Origin of the sequence: Vibrio ezurae NBRC 102218 (assembly GCF_000467185.1) — a bacterium.
In the GTDB taxonomy this organism is placed as follows: Bacteria; Pseudomonadota; Gammaproteobacteria; order Enterobacterales; family Vibrionaceae; genus Vibrio; species Vibrio ezurae.
This window is the reverse complement of sequence record NZ_BATM01000060.1, coordinates 13,088-29,606: the sequence shown is the minus strand read 5'-3', so window position 1 is coordinate 29,606 and position 16,519 is coordinate 13,088. Positions and strand designations below refer to the sequence as shown.

The window sequence follows — 16,519 nt, the reverse complement described above, 5'->3', positions numbered from 1 at the left end:
TTAAATAAGACTTCAATGAGATAACAAATTGGTGCGGAGTGGTAGTTCAGTTGGTTAGAATACCGGCCTGTCACGCCGGGGGTCGCGGGTTCGAGTCCCGTCCACTCCGCCACTTATTTTAGAGAACCTCGCTTTGCGGGGTTTTTCTGAATCTGAGCCTTAATAAAAATTAGGTTTAGATCACAGTTTTAGGGGTGTAGCTCCAATTGGCAGAGCAGCGGATTCCAAATCCGCGTGTTGGGAGTTCGAATCTCTCCACCCCTGCCATAATTAAGGCCTCAGTCGAAAGACTGAGGCCTTTTTTGTATATGGATTTTTGCTATTTGAAACTGCATATTCTTCCCATCTGTATGCCTTCATACACAATGAGGGTTTATAAATGGAAGGTTTGGCTAGAGTCGTTGTTTAATTAAGAAACTGAAGAATTTTAGGGGTGTAGTTCCAATTGGCAGAGCAGCGGATTCCCCTAATCCTTAAAAATGGCGCGTGTTGGGAGTTCGAATCTCTCCACCCCTGCCATAATTAAGGCCTTAGTCGAAAGACTGAGGCCTTTTTTGTATCTGGATTTTTGTCTCTCTCTTTTGAAGCAGCATGTTCTTTCCATCTATAGAACTGTCACTATCTTGCCTCAAATGGAATTTAAGGATGTCTATTGATGCCTATTTATCTTTATGCCACTTCAGAGCCTCTTCTAGAGACTCTATATCCGTATTTGATCGTGTGTATGAATAATATTTTTCAAGCTGCGAATTTCTCTTTCTTATTACGATTATTGACCCAATTGCTACTATTTTCTGCAATCTAAACTTTTACATTATATCGGGTGCATATGTTTGCTATGCTAATGATCTAGATCACATTAACGTCATATAAAGTGACGCATGTAACTTTTTAAATCTAACTAGTTTTCTTTGGAGATAAGCGGCAATGGGACAGTTTGCAACCCTAGGTTTTATAGCAATAGGTGGCGCTTTTGGTGCTTGTTCACGTTATTTAATATCTGAACTTTGCGTACTTCTTTTAGGACGAGGCTTTCCTTATGGTACGTTAACCGTAAATATTGTCGGTTCATTTATCATGGGTACACTTATTGCGTTATTCGAAAATGAGGTGATTGCCGTGGACCCATGGCGTCAAATCGTCGGGCTTGGCTTCCTTGGTGCCTTAACGACCTTTTCTACATTCTCTATGGATAATGTTCTTATGTTCCAGCAAGGTGACTATTGGAAAGCAGGTCTAAATATTTTACTGAACGTTGTGTTTAGTATTTCTGCTGCAATGATTGGTTTTCATCTTGTGTTCAAAAACTAAGTAAGTTTGCTTTGTTCTTTTGATAGTTTCTATATAATGAATCTGCTTGTCGGAGTGCTGAAGTGTTGATCACAAGAAGCTGAGACCGTGAATACGGAATCCGTAGAACCTGATACAGGATAATACCTGCGAAGGAAACAAGGTGGTCAATTCTATTTTGGTATTGAGTTTTAATTTAGTACCCCGCCATCAATCTATCCGACAAGCTGTGTTCATTACAGAAGGATAGGGCGATGGAATCCCCACTTAATAGTTTTATACAATCTCCCAATGCTACTCCAGACTTTCATATTGCTGTTCACTCTGTCATTGAGTGCGCGCGTGCTGCGGGTTTCTCTGATTTAATTACCGAGTGTAAACATGGTGAGAACTTTTCAGTTAATCTCACTGCATCAGGTAAATCCTACCAGTTAACCGTGGATGACAGCGATTCATCGCAATACTCTATTGTTATTCACGATCAAAAAAGCCAGCTCATTGGTTCAATCACCACGTTATTTTCGCAAAGTAAGGACATTGTCCGCTTAACAAATAATACTCAGTTTGAGTGGGACTTCAGCCCTTCCGAGTATGATGTTACGAAAACCGAGAACTATCTTGCTTGGTTGCTTGTGTCACTCTCTCTTGATTTTACTTTAGAAGACTCAGCGTTGATTTCTCGTAGCGCACAGCATGTTTCATGTGAAACATGGCCATCAGATATTCGCTATTTTCCTCGATTAAGAAAAAATGAATTGACTACGATACCACGCAAGAAGACGCAGTGCTTTGGTCTATATCCTGTGGTTGATAGCATTGAGCTTATCGAAGAGTTAGCTACTTGTGGTGTGAAAATTTTACAGCTAAGAGTGAAAGACAAACCTGAAAGTGAGGTCGAAGACGACGTAAGACGTGCCATACAAGTAGGTAAAGAGACTGGCGTCGATATTGTGATTAATGACTATTGGGGACTTGCCTTAGAACACAGTGCTTCTTGTATCCACTTAGGACAAGAAGACTTAGCTGCACTGGAAGATAGTCGTATATTAGACAGTGATATTGGTTTAGGTATTTCAACACATGGTTATTTTGAAATCATTAACGCCCTACAATACAAACCTTCTTACCTTGCATTAGGGCATATATTCCCAACGACTACGAAGGATATGCCTTCTTCTCCTCAGGGATTAATCAAACTAAAACTCTATCAATCTCTTATTGTTTCGATTGGAAAACAGAGAGGCTCGGTACTGCCTAGCGTAGCGATTGGTGGTATTGATTTAGAACGTGCTCCTTTAGTGATTGAAACCGGTGTGACAAGTGTTGCGGTAGTCAGAGCTGTGACCTTGGCTGATGATAAGAAAGAAGCCGTTGATCAATTTCAAAGGTTATTCAGTACAGAGGCTCTCTCCCATGGAGTGAATCATGCTCACTGATAAAGAGTTTCTACGCTATCAAAGACAAATCATGCTGCCTGAGATTGGTGAGCAAGGTCAGCAATTATTGCTAAATGCAAAAGTGTTAGTGATTGGTTGCGGTGGATTGGGGAGCGCGGTTGCGTTACAACTTGCAGGTGCTGGTGTAGGTAAACTTGTTCTTTGTGATGATGATATCGTCGAGATCAGTAACTTGCATCGACAACTAAGCTATCGAGAATCTGACCTTGGTGCTGCTAAAGCTGTTGCGCTTGCTGAGCAAGTTCGTCAATTAAATTCATCTGTTAATGTACGTAGCGTTCATCGACGTATGAGTTTGGATTCTTTGTTGCTAGAAGCAAGTATGGCTGATTTAGTTGTCGACTGTAGTGATAACTTTCCTACACGACAAGACATCAATAAAGCCTGTTTTTCTACTAAAACAGCATTAGTTTCTGGTGCTGCAATTGGTTGGGATGGGCAGCTTGTCTATTTTGATTATAAAGACTCACAGGCACCTTGTTATCACTGTTTGTATCCTTTTACCGAGTCGAGCAAGGCCACGAAATGCAGCGAAGCAGGGGTGATGGGGGCAAATGTAAACATGATAGCGAGCTTGCAATCGATGCTTGTCATGCGTGCGATTACTGAACCAGAAACATTAAACGTAGGGGAATTAATCGTCTTTCAAGGGCGTACCTTTACTCAGCATAAATTTGAAATTACTAAAGATGACAGCTGTGCCGTCTGCAATAAGGAAGTGATTCATGACTGATATATCAGTAACTATTAATGATAAATCGATAACAGTGAGTGCTGATTGCACATTAATCGATGTATTGAAGATCCAAGAATTGCCAACTCAAGGCTGTGCGATTGCTCTTAATAATAAGGTCATCCCTCAATCTAAGTGGGACACAATTAAGTTACAGAAAGGCGATACGCTTTCTGTATTTCGCGCGATAGCTGGAGGTTAAGTATGTTGAAAATAGCCGATAAAACATTTAATTCACGCCTGTTCACAGGAACAGGTAAGTATGCAAACAACCAATTAATGGCATCTTCTATTGCAGCATCGGAGTCAGAATTAGTCACGATGGCTTTGAAGCGAGTTGATGTTTTTGATAAGCAAGATGACATCTTAGGCTCGCTAAATAATATCGGAGTGAATTTACTACCGAACACCTCTGGCGCTAAGAATGCACAAGACGCCATTTTTGCCGCGCATCTAGCAAGAGAGGCTTTGCAGACTAATTGGCTTAAATTAGAAATTCACCCAGATCCTAAGTACTTGATGCCTGATCCGATTGAAACATTAAAAGCGGCGGAGCAATTGGTTAAAGACGGCTTTGTAGTATTGCCATACTGCCATGCTGACCCTGTATTATGTAAGCGCTTGGAAGAAGTAGGTTGTGCTGCTGTGATGCCTTTAGGTGCACCTATTGGAACGAACAAGGGTTTAGCATCTATTGATTTTTTGAGAATTATTATTGAGCAAGCGAATGTACCGGTCGTTGTTGATGCAGGTATTGGTGCGCCATCTCATGCGGCTCAAGCGATGGAGTTGGGTGCTGATGCTGTGTTGGTCAATACTGCAATGGCGACAGCGGGTGATCCGATAGCTATTGGTCGTGCTTTTAAGCTTGCCGTAGAAGCGGGCCGCATCGCTTATGAATCAGGCTTAGGTGCTCAGCAAGTTAAAGCAATGGCATCCAGTCCTATGACTGCATTTTTGGATTCCTCATATGAGGCGAAACTATGAGTTTTGTCGACGTATTCAAATCAATAGATTGGAGCGAAAGTTATCTTTCTATTATGTCCAAGACCACCGCTGATGTGGAAAGAGCTCTTGGTAAATCTACGCGTGATATTGAAGATTTTAAAGCACTGATTTCGCCAGCAGCGGAACCTTATTTAGAAACTATGGCTCAGCTGTCTTATCAGAAAACCAGACAACGATTTGGTTCTACCATTGGTTTATACGTACCACTGTATCTTTCTAATCTTTGTTCTAATGATTGTACTTATTGTGGTTTCTCTATGAGCAATCGTATTAAGCGTAAAACCTTGAGCAAAGAAGAGATAGATTTAGAGGTTAAAGTATTAAAAGATATGAAGTTTGACAGTGTGCTTCTCGTGACCGGAGAGCATCAGAAGAAAGTGGGTATGGATTACTTTCGTCAAACAGTGCCGCAGATAAAAGAACAATTCAATTATCTGGCAATGGAAGTACAGCCTCTAGAACAACAAGAATACGCGGAACTCAAACAGCTCGGCTTAGATGCAGTTATGGTATATCAAGAGACCTACAATCCATCGACTTACGCAGAGCACCACTTAAAAGGTTCTAAAACAGATTTCTATTATCGTCTAGAGACACCAGATCGATTGGCCAAAGCGGGCATCGACAAGATCGGTATTGGTGCGTTAATTGGTTTAGACAATTGGCGAGTGGACAGTATGTTTGTCGCTTGTCATTTAGAGTACTTAGAGAAAACGTATTGGAAGACTCGCTATAGCATTTCTCTGCCAAGGCTTCGACCTTGTGAGGGTGGTGTACAACCCAAATCAATACTGAATGATAAACAGATGGTGCAGTTGATTTGCGCATATCGTCTGTTCAATCAGCATGTTGATATTTCTTTGTCGACTCGTGAGTCAGCATCGTTCAGAGATAATATATTACCGCTAGGTGTGACGACTGTTTCTGCAGCTTCAAAAACTCAGCCAGGTGGCTATGCCGTTGATACGGATGACCAAGAGCTAGAGCAGTTTGAAATATCAGATGAGCGTTCGGCGCTGGAAGTAGAGTCTGCGATTCGCAGTCGTGGCTTTGAGCCGGTATGGCGAGATTGGACGTCGATTTATTCTGGTTAGTGTTTCACGTGAAACAGCCCCTCAATAATTGGATAACCAACTATTGAGGGGCTTTTTATTAGAGCGCTTGAGTTGCTTGTTGCAACCACTGCTTCTCTTCACCTTCAACGAGAGGTGATAAGTCATTCCATACTTTTTGATGGTAGTTATTAAACCATTCAATTTCATGAGCAGTTAGAAGTGATACATCGATATTACGCTTATCGATAGGAGCACGAGTTAGAGATTCGAAACCAAGAACGGAGAAGTCGCCTTTGGTTTCTACTTCGACAACAATTTCTAAGTTCTCAATACGGATACCAAATTCGTCGGTTCGGTAATAGCCAGGCTCATTTGAGATAACCATTCCTACTTCTAACGGGATGTTATTATAATTTTTCGAGATGCCTTGTGGACCTTCATGAACACTTAAGAAGTGTCCCACACCATGGCCCGTACCATGATCATAATCAAAACCCTGAGCCCATAAGTATTGACGAGCAAGAACATCTAACTGATGACCACAAGTACCTTTAGGGAAGCGAGCTTCAGCTAATGCAATATGACCTTTAAGTACCAAGGTAAATTGTTGCTTCATTTCAGCCGTTGGTTCACCAATTGCAATTGTACGTGTGATGTCTGTTGTACCATCTGGGTATTGACCACCCGAGTCTACAAGGTACATAGAGTTATCATACACAACGCTTGGAGCTGGTTCATTGTTGTGATTGTAGTGACACATGGCGGCATTGTTAGAAGCCGCTGAGATACTATCGAAACTAAGATCAGCCAGAGAGTCATCTTCACGTCTAAACGCTTCCAGTTGGTCGGCAATCTGTGCTTCGTCGTGATAGTTACCTTTGGCATTTTCTGCATCAAACCAAGATAAGAATTTAACCATCGCCACACCATCACGAACGTGACAATTTTTCATACCTAATGCTTCTACGCTATTTTTTGCCGCTTTAGGCAGTAAGCAAGGGTCGGCGATAGGAAGAACCTCTGCGCCTACTTCGTTTAGAACGATGCCAAACCATGCATTGCTTGTTGCAGGATCAAGGATGACTTTTTTGTTTTTCAATTGAGCTAAACGTTCTTTTAGCTGGCTTGGTGAAAATAGAGTAACGCCTTCTCCAGCATGCTGATTAAACTCAGCTGGAACGCGTTCTTTATCAATAAAGAATTCAAGCTGGCCATTATTATGAACAATGGCATGAGATAAAGCTGCAGGTAATCTTGATATATCGCTACCACGAATATTGAGTAACCAACAGATTGAATCTAATGCCGTTAGTACCGCACTGTCAGCTTTCTTCTCTTTTAAGACCGTTGCAATATTGGCGCGTTTTTCTTGGCTACCAATACCCACCCATTCATTACCCATAAGACGAAGATCAGATAGGGCAACGGCAGGTCGGTCGCTCCAAAGTTCATCAACAGGGTTTGTATCAACATAGATCAGTTCGTAATCGTCAGCTAATGCTTGTTTGGCAGCGTTTAACCAACGGCCAGAATGCATCTTTGGGTCGATACCAATTTTGCTACCGGATTTTACGTTGGCTTGAATCCAAGTAGTTGGTGGCGTTTGAATTAGGTGTTGATATGAAAATACGTCTGATGGTGTTTGTTTCGTAACCTGAATCGTGTAGCGGCCATCGACAAAGATAGCGGCATCTTCAGTTGAAACAACGGCAGTCCCAGCAGATCCCGTAAAGCCGGTTAGCCAAAGTAAACGCTCGTTGTGCTCTGGGATGTATTCGCCAAGAAATTCATCTTCGTGAGGAACAATAAAAGCGTCAAGTTTGTTTTTGTCTAACCAGTGACGAAACTCGTTCACTCGGCTGTTAATCTGAGATGACATAATCTCTCCTTATCATTACTACCTAATATGCGTTTGGCAATTAAGCTACCCTTTTTGATGCCAGTGTGCAATTTTATAGTGAGGAGCAGAGCTTTAGATATCGTGAATAGCAATTCTAGTTAATCGCTATTTTAAGTGGTGAGGTTCACTGACATTATTACTGTGCTTGCTATAAATGAAAACAGTTCTAGTTTTGCAGAAAAAAGTATATTCTATGTACAGGAAAGATTTTCGTCCTACCGTGAGTTTTGAATTCTTCAAAACCCGATAACTCTTATTTAAGTGAAATAATATGGCACTAACGACTTACGAAATGGCTCGCAGATTAGAGCAACTTGAAGAGTCTCCAGAAAAAGTAATGTATGGTAAATTACTTGTAGAGCTCGGCAATCAAAGTGAAGAAAGAATTAGAAGTGCGGCAAAGCAACTCCCATTGGCAACTCTTAAAGACATCGTATATCAGTTTCAAAAAGTGATTGAATCAAGAAAGGGCGAGCAAGTGGATCTTATGGCTCAGCAACTGACTAAAGATGGAATCACTATTGAAGATCTAAAAGCATTCTTAAACAAATAGTCTCTCGTCGGAACGGGCTATTCACTATTGGCTGAATAATGTTTTGTGCAGTATATGGTCTGCTGAAAATAGTCCCGCTCCCCATACTATATTAATAAGAATCATTAAGCCCCAAAGTTGATGGTCGTAAAAACCATTTTCCCAAAGGGTAGGGTAAGACACTACCGCCATGATGTTAAATACAAATAATAGGCTGGCAAAGAGTCGAGTAAATAAACCTAATCCAATAAACACCGGAATAATGAGCTCGGCAGCTGTTCCTAGGTATGCGGCAATTTCCCACGGTAGCAACGGAACTTGATATTCGTATTCAAATAAAAATAACGTACTGTCCCAGGTGCTTATTTTAAGCATCCCTGATTGGAAAAATACCCAGGCTACCCATAGCCGACAAATCAGTAACAAGGTGGGAATGGCGATACGCTGTAAATGGGATATCCCGTTTTGATAGGTTTGATATTGAGCTTGAATGCTACTGTTCATATCCATTCCTCTTATTTGGCTTCGGTTAACTCAGGCATTAAAAATCCCGCTATTACACCTTCTTCAGCTAAAGCCGAAATGTTCGGCAATAGTGACTCATGAATTTGGGAAAGTGGGCGCAATGCTTCAATGTTCAATAGCAGTTGATAGCTAACGGCATCTAAAGTTTTGCAATAGCGCTGACCATCGGGTCGAATTGAGATAAAACCGGTTTGAGTTTGCTGTATATTCAAACCATCAAATGCAGCATGCTGAATGGCTGCCATGAGATCAAAAACAGCTACCGTTGACTCAAAGCTTGCGACCCCTATATTGCTGATTAAGCGGATATGCGGCTGTTGATCTTCTGATAAGCGACTTAAGGCTGACAAAGGTAAACAGTGGGCTTGTTGTTGGCTATCCACTTTATTTTGTAGCTCATCAAAGTACGCTTCAAGACGAGCAAGCTCAGGCAAGTAGGGAGCTTTCTGTAAAACGTTTGGAAATTGACGGATTGTATTATCAAACCCTTGTCCATAATGAGACACATTGCCACTGGCAGAAGGCATGGTTAATACGTGGTGCCTTGCCAATTGAGCAAAACATTCCTCTCCAACCATTGCCTGTGTATTTGGGTACACAGCGCTAAGTACATCGCTCAAGCTATGAATGACATTATTTCTATAAATTTGCATTCGTTGCTCGGCATTAAAATGATCACTGTGAATGTCGCAATTCTCTGCAGCACCTTGATATATAAGTGACTGAGCAAAGTTGGCTTGTAGGTTGGCAAGGGAGATCATGAGGCCACCGGTACATTGGCTTGTTCGGTAATGATTGAAGAAGCTTTTTGTGCTTCGCGGAGTAAAACCTGAGGCTGAGGAATATCACTATCCCATTCAATTAAGGTTGGTGTTGTAGGGTTGTTTTGGTTCCAAATACGATATAAATCCCATACTTCTTCACACACCTGAGTACTGTGTGTATCAATCCATATCTTTTGATTTTTGATTTCTTTTACGGTAAATCCGGCAAGATGTATTTCTTTTACAGCACTCTGGGTGATGGCATTTAGGTAATGCAATGCATCAAAGCCATGATTCAGTGATGAGACATAAATATTGTTTAGATCTAAGAGTAAATGACAATCGGTGCGGCGTTGAACTTCATTTAAAAACTCCCATTCAGAAATCGTAGAATGATTAAATCTTAAATAGCTACTTGGATTTTCAATTAATAATGGGCGTTGAATAGCATCTTGTACCTGAATTACATTGCGTACAAAAACCTGCAATGCTTCTTCGGTATAGGGAAGTGGCAGTAAATCATTAAAATGAACGCCACCGTTTTCACTCCAGCTTAAATGATCCGAGACCATAATGGGTTGTAATTCGTTGACAAGATTTACTAGTGCTTGAATATGCGCAGAGTCGGGAGCTTGTACTGAGCCTAAAGAAAGGCCGACGCCGTGACATGATACATCGTGTTGCTGGCGGATTTTTCTAAGCTGTTGGCGAGTGCTAGAGTGGAATTCAAAAAAGTTCTCGCTGTGTATTTCTAGCCAAGAGACATGCCCTGCATTTTTTTCAAAGAAATCTAAGTGTGGGTGACGTAATCCAACTCCGACAGCATGATGAATATTGTGATTTTGCATCTTGGTTAACTCTATATTTAGGCGGAGAAGGAGGGGTACGATACCGCTGCACCCCGGGGAACTCAGTTGGAGCAAGCGATTAAGCTATGACGATGACATGCTTCCGCCCGCTAACTTGTCACATAATCCTTTTGGTACCACAACAAAGGCATCTTTTTGATGATCTTCTTTTGATGTTCCTGCACAAGAACTGGTTTTCGTTGCACAGTCATTTTTCCCTGCTTTTGCTACTCCGTAGCACTTCTCTTTTTCTGCTGCTACTGCATGAGTTGCGGTAAGCATGGTGCCACCAAGAGCGAGTAAACCAGTAACTGCCGCTGTAACTGCAAGATTAGACTTTTTCATAATATCTTCCTCAATATGATCCTTCGTTGTGTAGGCAATCGACAATGATTTGTTAATAAGATGTTGCGATTGCTTATTGTAGAAGATGCGATGAATAAGATTTTTCTTTCAAGAAAACTAAATAAATTTTCATTATTATTCTAATTATTTGAAATTTAAGAAGAACTTTAATGTGTAAAAAGTGAGTAAATTGCTGGCTATGGAGGTTAGAGATTGTATCGGTTACGCGGTATACTGACTGTTAATGTATAAATAAACAGTAATACCGTTCTCGGCAATGCGGTGATCAGAAAGCATGCTTTAACAGGCTAAACTGACCCGTTATTTTCTACGATTGGTATAAAAGATTGGAAAGGTACGATGGACGCATCATTATTACTCGATGGGCTAAACGACAAACAACGAGAGGCGGTAGCTGCCCCTTTAGGTAACCTATTGATCCTTGCTGGCGCAGGCAGTGGTAAAACTCGGGTATTGGTTCATCGTATTGCTTGGCTTATGTCGGTAGAGCAAGCCTCGCCATTTTCTGTTATGTCGGTAACTTTTACCAATAAAGCGGCGGCAGAAATGCGCGGTCGTATTGAAGAGTTAATGAGAGGCACAGCCTCTGGCATGTGGAATGGTACTTTCCATGGTATTTGCCATCGTATTCTTCGTGCTCATTACTTGGATGCGAAACTGCCAGAAGACTTCCAAATTTTAGATTCAGAAGATCAGCAACGTTTATTACGTCGTTTGATCAAAGCGCAAAACTTGGATGAAAAGCAGTGGCCAGCGAAGCAAGCGGCGTGGTGGATCAACGGTAAAAAAGACGAAGGTTTAAGGCCTTCGCATATTGATAGCTACCACGATCCAGTAACTAAAACTTGGTTACGTATCTATTCGGTTTATCAAGAAGCGTGTGACCGTGCTGGCTTGGTCGATTTTGCTGAGATTTTACTACGCTGCCACGAGTTACTGCGCGATAAACAACACATTCGTGAACATTATCAAGCTCGTTTTAAACATATTCTCGTGGATGAGTTTCAAGATACCAACAACATTCAATACGCTTGGCTTCGAATGATGGCAAGCCCTGAATGTAACGTCATGATCGTGGGTGATGATGACCAATCTATTTATGGCTGGCGCGGAGCGAAAATCGAAAATATTCAACGCTTCCTTAATGAATTTAAACAAGCGTCTACCGTTCGTCTTGAGCAAAACTATCGCTCGACCAAAAACATTCTAACGGCGGCAAACCACCTGATTGCCAATAACGTTGAACGTATGGGTAAAGAGTTGTGGACCGATGGCAGTGATGGCGAACTTATCTCGGTTTACTCTGCTTACAATGAATTAGACGAAGCGCGTTTTGCCGTCAATAAAATCAAAGAGTGGCAAAGCACCGGCGGAATGTTAAAAGATTCAGCCATTTTGTACCGTAATAACGCCCAATCTCGTGTTATGGAAGAAGCCTTAATTCAAGCCGGTATGCCATATCGCATCTACGGCGGAATGCGCTTCTTCGAACGTCAAGAGATCAAAGATGCACTGGGTTATTTGCGTTTGATGTCCAATCGCAATGACGATGCTGCTTTTGAGCGTATCGTGAATACGCCAACACGTGGTTTGGGTGAGAAAACCTTAGAGACCATTCGTTATGCCGCCAGAGATCGCGGTGCAACATTGTGGCAAGCCAGTATTCAATTATTGGAAGAAAAGGTGTTTGCGGGCCGCGCAGCAGGGGCTTTAGGGCGCTTTGTTGAGCTAGTGAATGCGCTTGAAGACGACACTGCACCTATGGAGCTACACAAAAAGACAGACCACGTTATTAAAGCATCTGGTTTGTTTACTATGTATCAGCAAGAAAAAGGCGAAAAGGCACAAGCGCGTATAGAAAACTTAGAAGAACTGGTCACGGCAACTCGTCAGTATGAGAAGCCTGAAGAAGCGGATGAGATGAGCGATCTTACTGCATTCTTGACTCATGCTGCTTTAGAGGCCGGTGAAGGGCAAGCCGATGAGTTTGATGATGCCGTGCAGCTTATGACGTTGCACAGTGCTAAAGGCTTGGAGTTTCCTCTGGTCTTTATGGTCGGCGTTGAAGAAGGGATGTTCCCGAGCCAAATGTCAGCAGAAGAAGCAGGGCGACTAGAAGAAGAGCGCAGGCTTTGTTATGTGGGAATGACGCGCGCAATGCAGAAACTCTACCTGACCTATGCTGAGATGCGTCGTTTATACGGACAAGACAAATACCATAAACCATCTCGATTTATCAAAGAGCTGCCAGAAGCGTGTACCCAAGAAGTGCGTATGAAAGCTCAAGTAAGCCGACCGACTAATACTGGTCGATTTAGCCAAACCGTTAAGCAAGAAAGCTTCAATGAAACAGGCTTTGGTTTAGGGCAAAGAGTCAAACACCCTAAGTTTGGGGAAGGCACCATTATCAACTTTGAAGGCAGTGGCGCGCAAAGTCGCGTTCAGGTTGCCTTCAATGGCGAAGGGATAAAGTGGCTGATTACTCAATACGCAAAATTAGAACAGCTGTAAAATTATTAAGCCCCAGCAACTTGCTGGGGCTTTTGCAATTAGGTGATGTTGATGTAAAAATCAAGATGCTAAAGGTAATAAGATTTCTTTGAATTGCAATTGATAGTGTGTCATAGATGGTGAAGTTTCATAGACTTTGCACTTTATGTGATTTTTTTGAATACTTTCGTATATTGCTTCTTTTGTTTTCCTTGAGGCATTGCATCCAATGTAAATTGACAAAATAGCGTTATTTGGAAATGGTATAAGATATATGTCTGAGCCAAAATCATCTTTATATTCTGTTTTAAACTGAGGGGGCATAAATGACATGCATACTCGTTCTTCTTGCTCGTACGCCCAATCTAATGGTTTACTAGTTAAAATTGAATAATGGTCTTTATTGGATAAAGCCTTATACGATTTTCTAACATCGGAATATGTGACTACTCTGGGCTCGGTTGGCTGACCGTTAGGTGTTGGTCGTTTAAACATCTCATTATCTCGGTCGAAGCCTATTACAAAACCTTTCATTGAGTTTGTATAGTGAGACCACATCAACAAATTTGAGTTTGATCTAGAAAGTGAAAGTATCCCAAAGTGATCACCAAACAAACTCATTAGTTTATCTTTAATCTGTAGGGTTGCGGATTCATTAGAATATAACCTACTAAGTAGGGCTTTCTTTTTGTCCAATAGTTCACGATTGTTTAAAGTCTTCTCATTTTCGGGTTGTTCCTCCCAAAGTTTATCTAATTTTTGTAGCTCTTTGTTCAAATTACTATTGTGCTTGAGCTCAGACGTATCTACCAGTGGTAGGCTTTCATAAGGATCATTTAAAGACTTCATGGGAGTATATCGAATTGATAGATTTTGTAGTACGTCAACTCTATCTGGTGGTAAATATTTAAATAACATATGTACTCTAATGCTTATTAAACTACAGATTAATGTACACGTTATGTTTAAACTAAACCATGCTGTTAATTGCAATTAATTGATTTTATTAACATTAAATATAAACCGTTTATGCAGGGTAGGCTGTGGTGCCTGCATTAGTCTCACATATACGGGGTAAGGGAACCAGCGATAGCTGACAGATTGTATCTGAGCGAATTATGTTTAGGTGGTGGCTAATAAGTGACAGATAAAGAAAAACCCCGAGAGCTTACGCTCTTCGGGGTTATAGTCTTACTTGCAGCAATCCGGCTACTAAGTGTGCTCCCTGCATCAAATCCTTGATAGTGTGCTGTTATCCTTCAGCGTATTCCTTTTCTCGCCATCCTAGCGGTGTCCATATGACCTTATCCTGGTCTACTAACAATCCTCGTTAGTACGCTTCACTAAATCCTTTAGTGGTGTCCTTTACATCATCCTGATGTTCAGTCCATTCCTCATCCAGAGGTGTCCATTGTCTTTCCTTAGTAGCAACCATCCTAGTTACTATTGCGTCCATTCAATGTCCAATTTGCTTTCCTTGCCGACTATTCATCCTGAATAACCGAATCTTCATCCTGAAGAACACCTAATCCTTGGTGATTTCCTTTTCCGTGTCAGCTTCCTTCCGACCCTTTAAATATTAAGCTTTTTTCTAATTTGCTCAATAGGGTAAAAGGCAATTTATTTTGGTTATAGAGGTGATAAAAAATAGAATATCCATATAAAACAGTTGGTTATGGTTGTTAGCATCCATTCCTGACAGATGTTCGCTTCGATCACGCACACTTTTGTAAGAGATCTCGCACAAAAATATGGCGGATGTCGTTATTGTCTGACTAGTTCAAGTTATACAAATGTTCTGTTTTCAATCACTTACTCGGTTATTTTGGCTAAAAAAAGAGCCTGATTACTGATTAAGTTAAAGTGTGAAGGACTGCTTCCCCAATGATGGTGCAGCCCAAAATCGTAAATAAAATACAGCAAACGAGGTCAATATAGCTTGAATATCGAGCAAGAGCTGATTGTAAACGCTGTGTGGACAATGCCCACGCCAGTAATGCAAACCAGAAAAAAGCCAAGCTCCACAAGATAAATAATGCCGCGAACTTACCTTCAAGAGACATACTTTGTGGCACTAAAGTTGACATTAAACTGATGAAGAAAACCAATGCTTTTGGGTTTAAAAGGTTGGTAGTGAATCCACGAGTAAATGCCTGTTTCTTGCTTTTTAGGGTGAAATCTTTACTTTTTGGTGTGCTTACAGGAGCTCCTTTAGCCCTCATTAATAGACTCTTTAAACCACTAATTCCTAAGTAGGCTAAATAACTGCCACCAAGCAACTGCACGACAAAAAAGAGCTGAGGGTGCAGATGCACTAGATAGCTGACTCCTGTCAGACTTAAAATAGAGTGTGTAAGAATGCCTATAGAAAGCCCAAAAGCAATCAAGATTCCGGTTTGACGCCCATAGCGTGTCGAGTTTTGTACAACTAAAGCAAAATCAGGACCTGGACTCATTAACGCGAGAAAGTGTATTCCGGCCAGTGTCATAAGGACGTGTATTTCATTCATTTTCTATCAACCATCGATTTTTTAATACCATCAAAACTAAAGATCATCAGCGCTGCCCAAATGAATACAAAAGTAATGATTTTATTCATACTCAAGTGCTCACCATAAACAGTGATCGCGAGAATAAACATCAAGCTTGGCCCGATGTATTGGAAAAAGCCGAGTGTTGTTAGCTTGATACGTGTAGCGGCACCAGTAAAACAAAGTAGGGGTGCTGTTGTAACTAAACCTGCGAGTATTAATAAGGTATTTAGGCTTAAACTGTTATTGAATAGGTTTGATGTATCACTATGGGCAAAGAATACCCAATAGATAATGGTTAGTGGGACTAAAAATAAAGTTTCAATAAATAAACCTGTTTGAGCATCTAGATTTACCTTTTTTCTTAATAACCCATACGCACCAAAACTGCATGCTAGAGCAAATGAGATATAGGGGATAGAACCAAAGGCAATGAGCTCAATGGCGACACCTAAGAAGGCGAGAATCACCGCTATCCACTGCACGATCCTTAATCGTTCTTGCAAAAAAATCATACCAAGAAGAATATTGATCAATGGGTTAATGTAATAGCCCAAGCTCGCTTCTAGCATGTGATTGCTATTTATAGCCCAAATGAAGATTAGCCAGTTCAAGCCAATAAGAATGGAAGATGAAAACAAATAAACCAGCTTGGTTTTATTTTTTAGTACCTCACGAACCGAATACCAACCGCGGCCAAAATGAATCAATCCGGCAAGTAAAAAAAATGACCATATGATTCGATGCATCAATATCTCAGAAGCAGGGACAGCGCCTAATGCTTTGAAGTATATAGGAGAGATCCCCCACATGGTGTATGCCATAATGGCAAATATCACACCTTGTCGAGTGCGTTGTTGAGCTTGGATATCCATAAGTTTCTCGGGATACTAACGGGAAAAGAGAGGAGTATAGAGACGGTACTGACTCAGAGCCAGTAAAATGCGGTTTCCATCCTAGATCATCCCCATTACAATGAGCGCTCATTTCGACTAATCACCAACAGGTAATACATTCTAC

At 41.2% G+C, this 16,519-nt stretch carries 16 protein-coding genes, 3 tRNA genes and 1 riboswitch; of the genes, 11 read left to right on the top strand and 8 right to left on the bottom strand.

All coding sequences use genetic code 11. From position 1 onward, the window contains the following. Nucleotides 1-35 precede the first annotated feature (35 nt). The 9 genes from VEZ01S_RS16145 (at nucleotide 36) to thiH (ending at nucleotide 5,582) form a co-directional block, all read left to right on the top strand. Nucleotides 36-112: transfer RNA gene (locus VEZ01S_RS16145), tRNA-Asp, on the top strand. A gap of 78 nt (nucleotides 113-190) precedes the next feature. After that, nucleotides 191-267 (top strand) — tRNA-Trp (locus VEZ01S_RS16140). Between the two features lie 162 nt (nucleotides 268-429). Further along, nucleotides 430-519, top strand: a tRNA-Phe gene (locus tag VEZ01S_RS16135). A gap of 408 nt (nucleotides 520-927) precedes the next feature. Beyond that, nucleotides 928-1,311, top strand: a complete 384-nt coding sequence (crcB, locus tag VEZ01S_RS16130) for a fluoride efflux transporter CrcB (RefSeq protein ID WP_021715120.1) — start codon at nucleotides 928-930, stop codon at nucleotides 1,309-1,311. Nucleotides 1,312-1,351: 40 nt separating this feature from the next. Beyond that, nucleotides 1,352-1,465, top strand: a riboswitch (TPP riboswitch). Between the two features lie 79 nt (nucleotides 1,466-1,544). Further along, entirely contained in the window at nucleotides 1,545-2,726 is a 1,182-nt protein-coding gene (locus VEZ01S_RS16125; RefSeq protein WP_021715119.1) for a thiamine phosphate synthase, read from the top strand. Then, nucleotides 2,716-3,480: a HesA/MoeB/ThiF family protein gene (locus VEZ01S_RS16120; RefSeq protein WP_021715118.1), complete on the top strand. Its 765-nt coding sequence runs from the start codon at nucleotides 2,716-2,718 to the stop codon at nucleotides 3,478-3,480. Before VEZ01S_RS16125 ends, VEZ01S_RS16120 begins: the two co-directional genes overlap by 11 nt. Further along, nucleotides 3,473-3,682, top strand: coding sequence for a sulfur carrier protein ThiS (gene thiS / locus VEZ01S_RS16115; protein WP_021715117.1), 210 nt, complete (start codon nucleotides 3,473-3,475; stop codon nucleotides 3,680-3,682). Before VEZ01S_RS16120 ends, thiS begins: the two co-directional genes overlap by 8 nt. 2 nt (nucleotides 3,683-3,684) lie before the next feature. Continuing rightward, on the top strand, nucleotides 3,685-4,467 hold the full coding sequence (locus tag VEZ01S_RS16110; RefSeq protein WP_021715116.1) for a thiazole synthase: 783 nt from the start codon (nucleotides 3,685-3,687) through the stop codon (nucleotides 4,465-4,467). Beyond that, nucleotides 4,464-5,582: a 2-iminoacetate synthase ThiH gene (gene thiH, locus VEZ01S_RS16105; RefSeq protein ID WP_021715115.1), complete on the top strand. Its 1,119-nt coding sequence runs from the start codon at nucleotides 4,464-4,466 to the stop codon at nucleotides 5,580-5,582. Before VEZ01S_RS16110 ends, thiH begins: the two co-directional genes overlap by 4 nt. 58 nt (nucleotides 5,583-5,640) lie before the next feature. Here the strand turns inward: thiH and VEZ01S_RS16100 are convergent, their stop codons facing one another. Further along, complete coding sequence (locus VEZ01S_RS16100) at nucleotides 5,641-7,422, bottom strand: aminopeptidase P family protein (RefSeq protein WP_021715114.1); 1,782 nt, start codon at nucleotides 7,420-7,422, stop codon at nucleotides 5,641-5,643. A gap of 292 nt (nucleotides 7,423-7,714) precedes the next feature. Between VEZ01S_RS16100 and tsrA the strand changes: the two genes are divergently transcribed. Next, a complete protein-coding gene (gene tsrA, locus VEZ01S_RS16095) occupies nucleotides 7,715-7,996 on the top strand; it encodes an H-NS-like global regulator TsrA (protein WP_021715113.1) in 282 nt (93 codons plus the stop codon). 24 nt (nucleotides 7,997-8,020) lie between these two features. Here the strand turns inward: tsrA and VEZ01S_RS16090 are convergent, their stop codons facing one another. The 4 genes from VEZ01S_RS16090 to VEZ01S_RS16075 all read right to left on the bottom strand — a co-directional run bounded on the left by VEZ01S_RS16090 (nucleotide 8,021) and on the right by VEZ01S_RS16075 (nucleotide 10,457). After that, entirely contained in the window at nucleotides 8,021-8,485 is a 465-nt protein-coding gene (locus VEZ01S_RS16090) for a DoxX family protein (protein ID WP_021715112.1), read from the bottom strand. 5 nt (nucleotides 8,486-8,490) lie between these two features. Next, nucleotides 8,491-9,261 carry an HvfC/BufC N-terminal domain-containing protein gene (locus tag VEZ01S_RS16085; protein ID WP_021715111.1) on the bottom strand — a complete coding sequence of 257 codons (771 nt, stop codon included), beginning with the start codon at nucleotides 9,259-9,261 and terminating at the stop codon, nucleotides 8,491-8,493. Further along, nucleotides 9,258-10,112, bottom strand: coding sequence for an MNIO family bufferin maturase (bufB, locus tag VEZ01S_RS16080; RefSeq protein WP_021715110.1), 855 nt, complete (start codon nucleotides 10,110-10,112; stop codon nucleotides 9,258-9,260). Before bufB ends, VEZ01S_RS16085 begins: the two co-directional genes overlap by 4 nt. A gap of 84 nt (nucleotides 10,113-10,196) precedes the next feature. Then, nucleotides 10,197-10,457 carry a BufA1 family periplasmic bufferin-type metallophore gene (locus VEZ01S_RS16075; RefSeq protein WP_021715109.1) on the bottom strand — a complete coding sequence of 87 codons (261 nt, stop codon included), beginning with the start codon at nucleotides 10,455-10,457 and terminating at the stop codon, nucleotides 10,197-10,199. Between the two features lie 360 nt (nucleotides 10,458-10,817). Here VEZ01S_RS16075 and uvrD point away from each other — a divergent pair, with 360 nt between their 5' ends. Continuing rightward, the gene (uvrD, locus tag VEZ01S_RS16070) at nucleotides 10,818-12,989 is read left to right on the top strand and encodes a DNA helicase II (RefSeq protein WP_021715108.1); all 2,172 of its coding nucleotides are present in this window, start codon (nucleotides 10,818-10,820) and stop codon (nucleotides 12,987-12,989) included. A 60-nt stretch (nucleotides 12,990-13,049) separates the two neighbouring features. Here the strand turns inward: uvrD and VEZ01S_RS16450 are convergent, their stop codons facing one another. The 3 genes from VEZ01S_RS16450 to rarD all read right to left on the bottom strand — a co-directional run bounded on the left by VEZ01S_RS16450 (nucleotide 13,050) and on the right by rarD (nucleotide 16,374). Next, nucleotides 13,050-13,817: a DUF2971 domain-containing protein gene (locus tag VEZ01S_RS16450; protein WP_162889480.1), complete on the bottom strand. Its 768-nt coding sequence runs from the start codon at nucleotides 13,815-13,817 to the stop codon at nucleotides 13,050-13,052. Nucleotides 13,818-14,821: 1,004 nt separating this feature from the next. Further along, nucleotides 14,822-15,478: a LysE family translocator gene (locus VEZ01S_RS16060; RefSeq protein ID WP_021715106.1), complete on the bottom strand. Its 657-nt coding sequence runs from the start codon at nucleotides 15,476-15,478 to the stop codon at nucleotides 14,822-14,824. Beyond that, nucleotides 15,475-16,374, bottom strand: coding sequence for an EamA family transporter RarD (rarD, locus tag VEZ01S_RS16055; protein WP_021715105.1), 900 nt, complete (start codon nucleotides 16,372-16,374; stop codon nucleotides 15,475-15,477). The genes VEZ01S_RS16060 and rarD overlap by 4 nt, the downstream gene beginning before the upstream one ends. Between the last annotated feature and the right edge of the window lie 145 nt (nucleotides 16,375-16,519).